The organism is Sunxiuqinia sp. A32 (assembly GCF_052690465.1).
On the sequence record NZ_JBQYLI010000019.1, the window covers coordinates 1 to 11,374 of the forward strand.

Annotated in this window: 5 protein-coding genes; all 5 read right to left on the reverse strand. The window is 39.2% G+C overall.

Translation table 11 applies throughout. The annotated features are described in order from the left end of the window. Positions 1-123: 123 nt before the first annotated feature. Positions 124-2,187 (reverse strand): alpha-L-arabinofuranosidase C-terminal domain-containing protein, encoded by a 2,064-nt coding sequence (locus tag ACUNWD_RS16950; RefSeq protein ID WP_445589035.1) that lies wholly within the window; start codon positions 2,185-2,187, stop codon positions 124-126. A 179-nt stretch (positions 2,188-2,366) separates the two neighbouring features. Then, a complete protein-coding gene (locus tag ACUNWD_RS16955; protein WP_445589036.1) occupies positions 2,367-4,427 on the reverse strand; it encodes an alpha-L-arabinofuranosidase C-terminal domain-containing protein in 2,061 nt (686 codons plus the stop codon). Positions 4,428-4,529: 102 nt separating this feature from the next. Continuing rightward, positions 4,530-6,596, reverse strand: a complete 2,067-nt coding sequence (locus ACUNWD_RS16960) for a LamG-like jellyroll fold domain-containing protein (protein ID WP_445589037.1) — start codon at positions 6,594-6,596, stop codon at positions 4,530-4,532. A gap of 144 nt (positions 6,597-6,740) precedes the next feature. Beyond that, positions 6,741-8,231, reverse strand: a complete 1,491-nt coding sequence (locus ACUNWD_RS16965) for a RagB/SusD family nutrient uptake outer membrane protein (protein ID WP_445589038.1) — start codon at positions 8,229-8,231, stop codon at positions 6,741-6,743. Between the two features lie 12 nt (positions 8,232-8,243). Then, positions 8,244-11,300: a SusC/RagA family TonB-linked outer membrane protein gene (locus ACUNWD_RS16970; RefSeq protein WP_445589039.1), complete on the reverse strand. Its 3,057-nt coding sequence runs from the start codon at positions 11,298-11,300 to the stop codon at positions 8,244-8,246. Positions 11,301-11,374: the final 74 nt, after the last annotated feature.

Here is an 11,374-nt window from a genome sequence, read left to right on the forward strand (position 1 = left end):
CGAAGATTGATAACTTTCAATCTTTTTCCCACTCTTCGCTGAAAATAAAAAGAGGCCATCTCTTTTGAGACAGCCTCATCCTTTTGCATTATCTAATTAATAATCCTGATTTTTATTCAAGGATTAGTCAACTTCAAGTATAATTCGAACCAACGCCAATGGAGGAATTGTATAATTGATCCTATTTCCTTTCACTGAAATTTTATCGAATACAGGAGAAACATTCTCAGGTTCTTCCCAGCTATTCCTAAGGGCTAGATTGCTACTTTGTATCATCACAAGCTCTGCATCTTTTTTGGCTACAAACCCATCAATCACCAGATTTATTTCTTGTGATGTGTTCGCATCCCGATTACAGATAAAAACTGAAGTGGAATTCCCAACTTCATCCAGAAGAGCAACTGCATCAACCACCGGAATGTTCTCTCCCTTGATAACATATTCCCCTGAACTGTTAAATGTTGGCGCCATCGTCTCCACGCTTAACGGAATGGTTCCGGGCTGGCTTGAATACATAAATTGACTCCAATACACAGGCTGGGTATAAATTAAGCCACGATCTTTCCTTAATCCACCACCATGGTTCATCAGTGCAGATCGGGTTACCAATTCGACAAGTCCTTCACTTCGAATGCAGGTATTAATAATTCCCGAATACCACAATGCTCCGCTGATACTGGTGACATTACCCACTGAAGGCGGCTGTGGCCAATCCATTAGCTCTGTAATAGCAATTTTAGGTTCCACATTCGCCTTCTGCATCGGCTCAACAACCAATTCATGCAAAAAATCCGGGTAATTGTCCACAAACGCCACTAAATCTTTCCACCCTTCAACAGGATCAGCATTTTCATCGATTGCTCTTCCAACCAATGAATGAACCGAAACTGACCTCACCAAATCTCCATTATATTCCATCAGTTTATAATTCCAATTCGGATCAATTCCCCGGGTGATTAATTCAGATTTCTCCAACACCTTGATCAATCCATTTGCAATTAATGAAATACTCGAATCTGCTTTCAGGAGCTCTGGGGCAAACATTGCATAGCGTCTTGCATAATCATCTCCATCAGTGAAACCAATCTGCCAATCACCACAAAGTTCATTACCTACTTCCCATATTTTTACGTTAAAAGGTTCTTTGTGTCCATTTCCAGCTCTCAATTTCCCCATCGGAGTGCTGGCCGGATCATTACAATATTTCACCCAATTTGCGCCCTCCTCAGCAGTTCCATTGCCAGCATTTACGCAAATCATGGGTTCTGCTCCTATCAATCTACATAAGTTAATCCATTCATCCGTTCCAACATGATTCCACTCCATTCCATGCCAGGCAGGATTTGGAAGTACCGGTCGCTGATCAATCGGCCCAACGCCATCGATCCAATGATAGCCACTTACAAAATTACCACCAGGAAAACGAAGCAAAGGAAGCTTCATGCTTTTTAGTAATGCTACCAGCTCAGGCTCCCAGCCATCAATATGATCATCCGGGAAACTCAATATTCTGGAAAATTCAGTAACTGAATTTGGTTTAACAACCAAACGCATTAAATAAGGATCGCCCATTTGGTGAGCAGCTAAGCTAAGATTGATTTTACTTTTTATTGATTGCCAAGCAGGGGTCAATTCAAAAGTGGTTTCCCCTAATAAGGTTTCATTGAGATCTAAAATTTGCAAAACAACTTCCGTTTGATTTTCTGAACGTGCTTTTAATGTCACTTCATATCCTGCAGTTCGATGAATAGGAAGAAATACACCAGTCTGAATATAACCTTTCTCATTCCCCGTTTTTACCTGCTGAAAGTCGAGAATACCTTCGCTTAACAATCTTCCTTTTATATTTCCGGATGAAGCCCAAAATGCCGCAAATCCATTCTCCGAATCATCAATTAAAGAAGTAAGATTAAAGTTTTTTTGGAATTGTCGCAGGTTTCTTTCCATCCTGTTTCCATAGTCCCTAACCGGCCAATAGCTCGCTGCAACAAACTCAGGATTTTCTACTACCTGCGCCCATGCTCCCTGATACACATTGCGGCCCAGATGTTCTGTAAACAATCCAAATAAATTTCGAGATATAGGTTGATCCTTTTTGTCGGCATTTACTGTTATACGAACCTGCCCAACAGCAGAATTTATAGTAAACAGGCAAAATATCAGAACGAATATTTTTAAAGATTTCATAATTGATAAGTTTAGAATAAGAAGAATATACTAATCACAAGCAAGGTAAAAAGAGATATAAAAACGACATAAAATATCGATTGAATAATTATATTCTTTGTTTTACTCTTCATCTGTTTCAACGCTCCAATTCTTGAAAATTAATGATTTTCAAATCAAATAATTCCTTTAAACAAGTTCTACAGAGACTTAAATCGAATAACGGTCAGCGATTTCGGTTGAAAAACGTGCTCACCCTGAAGGTTTAATTGAGCATCCTCGACATGCAGATACTCAGCATAAGGACGTTCCGGGGTATTTTTCACTAATCCATCACTGCTCAGTATTGTTATCGTTGCATCAATAGTTTTGCTTTCATCTCCAATCTTAAGCTTCGATGAAATACTTTTCTCCTGTAAGTTCACAACTTTTATCACAACTTCATTCGTTTGTGAATCAAATCCAGCAGAAGAGAACAAATAGTTCTCATCTAGTTTTTTTTCGCTTTCACCTATCAGGTTTTTCGATTCATACCAAATATCTATCTTATTATCTCGAAAAAGCTTGGACATGTAATAATTAAAAGTCTTAAAACTTGTTGAGTTCGTATGGAAAAACAGTGGGTTACCTCTGCCTCCCACAAAATCCCAATTACGCATTAGCGGACGATCAGCCATCATTGGATTTAGGTCGGCATTGCGTTCCATTGTTGTCATAAAAACGGCCTCCCCTAACACATCAAGAGGATGCCTTCCCCTGATTCCCAATTCGCCAATAAACATATCTGGTCCCGGGCGTTGATATTGATCAAACTTGTAATAGTTTTCAATCACCCAGGGAACATCTTTGTAGTAGTGCTCATCAAAAATATCAATGGTTGAAGGATCAACAAACTCAGGAATCCGTTCCCTCTTCATATCTGCATCTTTACTTTCTCCAACCATGCTGTTTGCAATAATTTTCAACTGTGGATATTTCATTTTGACAGCACGATAAAATGCATCATAATTACGATAATAGGTTGGGCCAAAATCTTCATTACCAACTGAAATATATTTTAACGGAAATGGCTTTGGGTGTCCATTTGCTGCGCGTTTACTTCCCCACTCCGAATCAACCGGGCCAATCGCATATTCAATGGCGTCCAACGCATCCTGTATATAGTCCTGAACATCAACATCAAAATGAAGATACTCGTCTTTTTCATCAGCCTTAAACAACCAAAAAGAACAGGCCAAGCCTGCTGGAGCTACATACATTGCATCGCAATTCAGGTATTCGCACAACTCATAAAATTCGTGGTACCCTAATCCGTCAGTTCGATAATTTGGAGACCACTTTGACCAAGCTCCAGGCCGTTCCGCAATATCTCCAACGGTTTCTTTCCAACGATACATGGTTTCAACATTTACCCCATGAACCAAGCAGCCTCCGGGGAAACGAAGAAAATCAGGCGCATAATCAATCAGGTTTCTCATTATGTCAGCCCTGAATACAGACTTACCATCATCCCAAGTGTCACCAGGAAACATTGAGACAACATCCAAAAACAGTTTGCCGGTACCCTTAGGCTCGAAATACAGGATTCCTGTATCGGTTGATTTTTTAGCTTCGAAAACAGCTGAATATTTATCCCATTCACCTGTCAAGCTTTTAACTTCAAATACATTTGAAATCTTCTCGCCTGTTGAATCGCACAAAAATACATTTAAGCTTCCATCAAATTCCTCTCCCCTTGAATAAAACGATAGCTTATACAAATTGCCTTGTTTAAAATACATCCCAAAGAAACCGTTATTTACAACACCGGAAGTACCAGTAGTACCTCCGCCTAATTCGATTTGCAAAGAATGAGGATTAAATTCATTTAGCGGATTGGTATCAACAACAGCAAGCTCAATGTCTTTGTTATTTTCAGGGAATTTGCTCCATCCCACTAGCGGATCTATCAAGTAAGCTTTTTTTCTGGGATTTTCAGTTGGATTTGGAACATTGGCATAATAACCGTTTTCAACTTCCAAACCTCTTGGCGGGTTTGCTTCCTCGAAAGCCCGGTTACGAACCATCTCTGCAAAAAGACCACCTTCTCCAATCATGCCAATTTCCTCATAGTGCCAACCATACTCAATTGGAGAAACTTTTTTGGAGTTGGCAAAATCAATCTTAAGCACATTTAAGTCATTTCGTGACTGTCCGTGGCCAGTTAGAGGAACATAAAACAACAAAAACAGAAAAATCGAAATAAGTTTTAATGGTTTCATAGCATAGGTTTTAGAATTATGTAAAATGATCTTTCAATTAATCGTATAGAACAAAGAGGATTGCATCCTTTTAATTAGATACTTTCCCTCAGCAGAACTCAGTTAGTTTGTCAAAATTAATCTATCTGAATAAGCGCTTTTTTCAGCTATTATCTTCATAAAATACATTCCGGTTGAAAGGTTTTCAAGTTTTATCTCACCTGTACGAACAGGTTGCAGGCTTGTTACTGCCGTACCATTTATGTCGAATAATTGAAATTGTCCTTTTTGTTCCAGCACCTCCCCAGTAAACTTAATACTTTTTACTGCAGGATTAGGATAAAAAAGCTTAAAGTCTGATTTATGTAAAATGGTAGAAACAGCCGTTTCCTGCCCCCCAAAACTATTGGCAATGCCATTACTCATGATTGCCTTGATTTGTTTTGGACCAAGTACTTCCCGCGTCCAAAAGAGTTCGTCTAAGCTCCCATAAAGATAAGCCCTCTCCTCCGTTTTAAAAGCACCCATTACAAATGGTCCTAACGATTGTTCTGTACCAAAAGCTGAGATTCCTTTTAACTCTCCATCTACATATATACTCTTAATTCCTTTTTCAGCATCGTGAACAATAGCTATATGGTACCAAATTCCCGGCTCAATAACATCAAAACTTTGAGCCCTAATACCACTTTCGAATGACGCTGGCATATCTCCATCCAATATTTCCATCATAATCCTACCGGGAGGAGTGCCACCTGCAGGATCTTTTTGGTGCAGTATGGTCATCCCAGCATTGGCAACGCTGGTCGACTGATCCATTTTCACCCATACTCCAAGTGTACTGTTTTCTGATCCTACATTTATTAAAGCATCTTGCGCAGTAACAAAAGCGGTATTGTTAAAACTTAATGCTTTCCCAAATTTCCCATCAGTATAAGACTCTGTTCCCTTGATAAGGTTGAATTCGACATCTTCAGGCGAAGCATCTGCAAGGTTCTCATCAAAGCCAAACTCCATAAAAATCTTTGTCGGGTCCGGCGGTAACGGTGTTTCTTCCTCTTGAGCAGTTTGTTCCTGAATTTTGAAGAAATCATCGATGAAAGCATAATTAAACTGCTTCTCTCCTGTTTCAGGATCATCCTTAATTGTAACTGCTGCAATTAAATTATTAAGCAACCAGGGAACTGAATTTCCGTCGAAATTTGTGCCCCAGCTAATCTGGTACGAATAAGTAGCAACATTGAAAGATTCGTACTGTGACAAAAGCTCATAAACTTCCCACAGATAGTGTTTCCTTTGCTCAAACCATGGGCTCATGCTCAGGAAGTCATCCCATTCTTCTTTTGGACGCCGATCGTTCAATGCAAGGTAAATATACTGATGCACCAACATATCAGCTGAATAGCCATACTTCGAAGCAAATTCGGACGGAATCGGATCTCTGATATAATCCTGCCACCAAAAAACTATTGAAAATTCAGTGAGCAAAATTTTCTGATCGTCCCTAATTCTGGCATCGGCATAACTATACATTGAAACGATTTCGTCGTTCGTTTTATGATGAATGTGTAAATCAATTCCTTCTACCCACGATTTTTCTTTTACAAATTCCAGCATTTTAAGAACACCTTCGGTATCGCGATAGTTATCATATAAACGATTAAACGCGCCAAAATATATCGGAATTTCCTCTTTCCCGCTTCTGTAATCGTGTACCCTGTTACACATGTATTGGTAAAACAGAGGCAATTTTGTATTTCGTTCCTCATTATTCATCGATTCAATGAATGGCTCGTTACCAACCACAACAATGTTGATTTTTTCCCAAACACGATCCAAAAAGTGCTGAAGAAATTCATTATAAGCAGCAATTTCGGCACTTGTGGTATCTGGATACGATTTGTTATGAAAATTCCATTTAATACTCAGAATTGTTTTATATCCAGCGCTTTTTAAGAGTAGAAAGTCTTCCAGCTGATCATCAATATCCGTCAATCTATCCTGGTTTTCGTAATACTGAAAAAAGTCAAAAAAACCTCGAACCCAGATGGTTTTGGTTATACCCAGTTTTGCAACATCTTCGGCATGAAACAAGGATTCATTAAAATTGACTCCGATCTCCTGTGCTTCCGTCGATAACGAAGTCAATATCAAGCAAATCATCAAGGTCCTCTCTAAAACTGTTTTCATAAAATTCATTGTATTTGATTTTTTGATATCCTTGTTAGCGGTTTGGAACCGCTTAACGGATACACAAAAGAGAAAAATTGAAAAGAAAGGGTTGCACCCGAAGTTCACCAATGCAACCCTTAATAACTAAACAATTCAGAAATATTAATAGCCTTCTCTCTGATCAAGCGCAGGGTTTGCATCCACCTCTGCCAATGGATACGGGAAATAAACTTGCTTAGCCGATGTTGTCAATCCCCTGTTTTCAGCATACTGAAGGAATTTCCCATGACGAATCAGGTCTTCCCGGCGTTTTCCTTCACCAAATAGTTCCCATCCGCGCTCCATCAGGATCATATCTCTAAACGAATCTTTACTTCCCACGTCAGCTAAAGTATAGGTAGCAACTCCAGCTCTGGTTCTCACCATGTTCACTAAATCAACCGCTTCCTGTGTTGGTCCGTTCACTTCATTTAATGCTTCAGCTCTGCATAACAGAATATCAGCATAACGAATGTATGGGACATCTGCACCACTGAAATTTCCAGTCTGATTATTATCAAAAAACTTAAGTGCCCGGCTATTATCGGTGTTTGCTGTTCTTAAATTTACGAGATTTCCACCTGCATTGTAATAAGTTTCCACAATTGCGTTTTTCCGGTCATCATTTGGATCAAAGGAATCTACAAACTCGTCTCGCAAACTAAATTGTGTAGGCCAGTTAGCCATACTTGTGGTCCATTCAAATTCAGGAACGTTGTCTGTTCTTCTGAATCCGGGAGGAAAAGCACCGTTTTGATAATCGTTGTTATAACCGCCCTCATTGGTTAGTGACCACGTTACTATTATTTCCTTGTTTGCCGGGTTATTTTGCGGCTCGTTCTCAATAAAAAAGGTCGCCCTGTAACTTGGAAAAAGCTCATAATAATTAAGACTCATTAGTGATTGAGTAGCACTTACGACTTTACTCCATTGCTTCGTGTTCATCAGAAATTTTGTAAGCGCAGCGTAAGCCATACCTTTTGTTGCTCTTGACACTTGCGTTTGTGCTGTTGGATCCAATAAATCTGCAGCAGCTTCGGTTAACTCGGTTTCAACAAAGGTTCGAAATTCTTCCTCGGTTGGAAGTCCAAGTTCTTTTGGTTGAACCGTTAAATCAGTAGTGATCCTGAGTGGAACCGGTCCAAAATATTTGTACATATAAGCATATTCAAATGCTCTAATGTATCGGGCTTCTGCAATGACCATTTTTTTGAAAGACTCTTCTACATCGGAGTTTTCAATATTGTCCAGCAATGTATTTGCATCTCTAATTGCTGAATATCTCCCGCCCCAAAATAATCCTTCTATATGGTTAGTTGAGGAAGTCCAGTTGAAATCCATAAACGGCTTCATTTCCCTCTCAACAGCACCTATTCGTACGCGACCAACATCTGTAGTTACTTCATTGATTAAGATTTCAGTTCGTATCGGAGATCCCAGACTATATCCATTGTATGCAGAAAACAGTAAGGCTTCAATACCGGCTTTTGTCTGCAGTGCATTTTCAGGGGCAAACTCATCAACAGGGGATAAATCCAGTTTGTCTTCGCAAGAAATTGTTGCCAACAATAGAAGCAATATCCCAAATATATGTTTGAATGTTTTATTTTTCATATTAGCTATTTTTTAAAATTCGATATTTAAACCAACCATATAGGTACGAGGAAGAGGGTATGCATTAAAATCAATTGCTGCAGTATTACTTCCACTGGCATTTGCTGCTGGATCAGTTCCCAGGTAATTTGTAATTGTAAACAAGTTCTGGGCGGTCACGTAGAGTGATAATTTACTGAACATCTTCAAATCATTAACAGGCACATTGTATCCTAACCTAACTGATTGTAATCTTATATATGAAGCATCTTCTACGGTTAAGGAACTTACTAAAGCAGAAGTTCCACCGGAAGCAAGCGGGTTCACAAAAGAAGGATACTTATTGGTTGGATTTTCCGGGGTCCATCTTTCCAGAAGCGGCTCTGCAATTCTGTTTTGCCTGAAGTTATTTGGGAACATTGAATTAGCCAAATTAGCGTTAAGCTTATCAACTCCCTGAACACCCTGCATAACAATATCCAAAGTAAAGTCTTTCACTTTAAGGTTACTGGTTAATCCCCAGGTTAAATCGGGTATTGGTTTACCGATAATCGTTCGGTCATCAGCATTAATTGTTTTGTCGTCATTTATATCCCTGAATTTAATATCTCCAGGGCTGACATTATTATTTGTCACACTAAAATCATCACCCGTCTGCCAGATACCATCAACAATGTAGCCATAATACGAATCCAACGCCTCACCAGGAGTGATAATTGAGAAGTCAGGTATCTGAGACATTGCACCACGAATGATATCTCCACGATCACCAATATTTAAAACTTCGTTCTTCAATGTTGAAATATTTCCCGAAAGATTCCAATCAACATTTCCGGATCGTATGACATCCCAGCTTAAAGAAAGCTCTAATCCCTGGTTGCGAACTCCACCTAAGTTCTGTACCTGACCGCCAAAACCTGTATTCAAAGGTTGGGGAATATTGACTAGCAAATCAGTTGTTTCCTTGTTAAAATAGTCGAAAGAACCTGTTACCCTATTGTCTAATACTCCAAAATCAAAACCAATATCATACTGAACAGCTCTTTCCCATGTTAAATTTGGATTTGCGATTCGTGACGGATGGATAGTGCTGTAATAAGCATTTCCAAATAACATTTGAGCACCGGTTGAAAACGTTTGAAACGCCAGAGAATTACCAATATTTGCATTACCGGTACTACCAATACTAACCCTTGGTTTTAGAGTGGTTAACCACTCCTTGTCAGCCATAAAGCTTTCTTTATGCATTTTCCATGCAACTGCCGCAGAAGGGAAATAACCAAATTTGTTATTCTGTCCAAACCTTGACGAACCGTCTGCCCGAATAGAAGCAGTAATCAGGTATTTGTCCATGAGCGAATAGTTTACCCGAGCCAAATAAGAAATAAATTTTGCCTGAGTTCGTCCACTGCCAACACCGTTCAATAACGGATCACCAGATCCAATCGCATTAGTTCCCAAATCAGGAAGTGCATAACCCCGTGCATCAGCACCAAAACTTTTGGTTTGAAAATACTCATAAGTGGCACCTACAACGCCAGAGAAACTGTGGTCGTCAAAACTCTTATTAAAATTTAACATACCTTCTGCCGAAACATAATCCTTTCTTCCAGTATTGATGGTTGCAATACCACCCGTACCTGTGCCCGCCAATGTAAAAGGTTGAATAAAAATATCCCTTCTAACATCTTGTACATCACCCGCAACTTTTACCTGTGCAGACAATTCCGGAATAATGAAATACTCCAGGTAGGTATTTCCAAAGAATCGGAATGTTTCAGCAAAAGCATCCTCACCAGCTAAAATCGTCAACGGATTATCACCAACAAAGAAATTGGAACGTTGATAGTCTCCATTTGCATCATAAGGGGCAATTACCGGATCATAGTTGACAGCAGTATAAATGGCTCCACCATTCTCATTAATCCCAGTACCTGTTGAAGCAAAATCATCAAAAATATATGAGGCATTCAAATTTACTCCTGCCCTTAATTTCTGGCTTTCATCATATGCCAAATTAATACGGGTATTATACCTTTTCATTCCTGAACCGTCAACCAAACCTTCCTGATCGTAGTAGTTTAATGATGTAAAATAAGTCAGGTTATCACTACCACCTGAAAAAGCAACATTGTGATTTTGAATAGCCGCTTTTCTGTAAATCAAACTCTGCCAATCGGTTCCATCTCCTTCTATTGATTCAATTCGTTGCAGTGGATCACCACCCCCCTGATCAATAATTGAATTTAAAACATCACGATATTCTGTTGGAGATAATACATCCAGCATTTCGGCTGCCTGTTGCACACCGTAATATCCATCATAGGAAACTTTCAGTTTACCTTTTTTCCCTTTTTTTGTGGTAATAATAACAACACCGTTGGATCCCCTTGAACCATAAATTGCAGTTGCAGAAGCATCTTTTAACACTTCCAGTGATTCAATATCATTTGGGTTTAGTGAATTCAATGGGTTCCTTGGATTATTGTTGCCTGTAAAACCGACACCACCAGTACCAGCAACACTACCATTGTTAACAATTACACCATCAACAACATATAACGGATCGTTTCCAGCCTGAATAGAACCGGAACCACGAATACTTATACTTAATCCTCCTCCGGGCTCATTCGATTTTTGTGAAATTTGAACCCCGGCAACACGGCCCTGCAAAGCTTGTTCAACAGAAGCATTGGCTCCCGGATTTAACTCTTCCGCCTTGACGGAGGATACTGAACCAGTTAAATCACTCTTTCGAACGGTACCATAACCAATGGCCACCACTTCTCCCAAACCTACAACATCTGTTGCCAAAGTAACATCAATTGTTGTTTTTCCGGCAATTGGTATTGTCTGAGCTGTATATCCTATAAAACTGAAAACTAAATTCCCATTTGCAGGAGCCGAAATTGAATATTTACCATCAAAATCGGTAATGGTCCCCTGTGTGGTTCCTTGAATTTGAATTGTAACACCAGGCAACACATCACCTGCATCACTTTTCACCACACCAGTGATCGTACTAGTCTGTGCGAATAATGTCACTGGAATGATAAATAACATTTGAAGTAACAATCTAAGTTTTTTCATAAGCTTGAATAATTTGGTTATTACAATTGTAACTATTTGAATTCCATACTATCTTGAAACTGATTCATAAAAAC

Coding starts and splice junctions, on each gene's coding strand:
- ACUNWD_RS16960 (WP_445589037.1), bottom strand. CDS start 6,596: ATGAAAACAGTTTTAGAGAGGACCTTGATGATTTGCTTGATATTGACT.
- ACUNWD_RS16955 (WP_445589036.1), bottom strand. CDS start 4,427: ATGAAACCATTAAAACTTATTTCGATTTTTCTGTTTTTGTTGTTTTAT.
- ACUNWD_RS16970 (WP_445589039.1), bottom strand. CDS start 11,300: ATGAAAAAACTTAGATTGTTACTTCAAATGTTATTTATCATTCCAGTG.
- ACUNWD_RS16950 (WP_445589035.1), bottom strand. CDS start 2,187: ATGAAATCTTTAAAAATATTCGTTCTGATATTTTGCCTGTTTACTATA.
- ACUNWD_RS16965 (WP_445589038.1), bottom strand. CDS start 8,231: ATGAAAAATAAAACATTCAAACATATATTTGGGATATTGCTTCTATTG.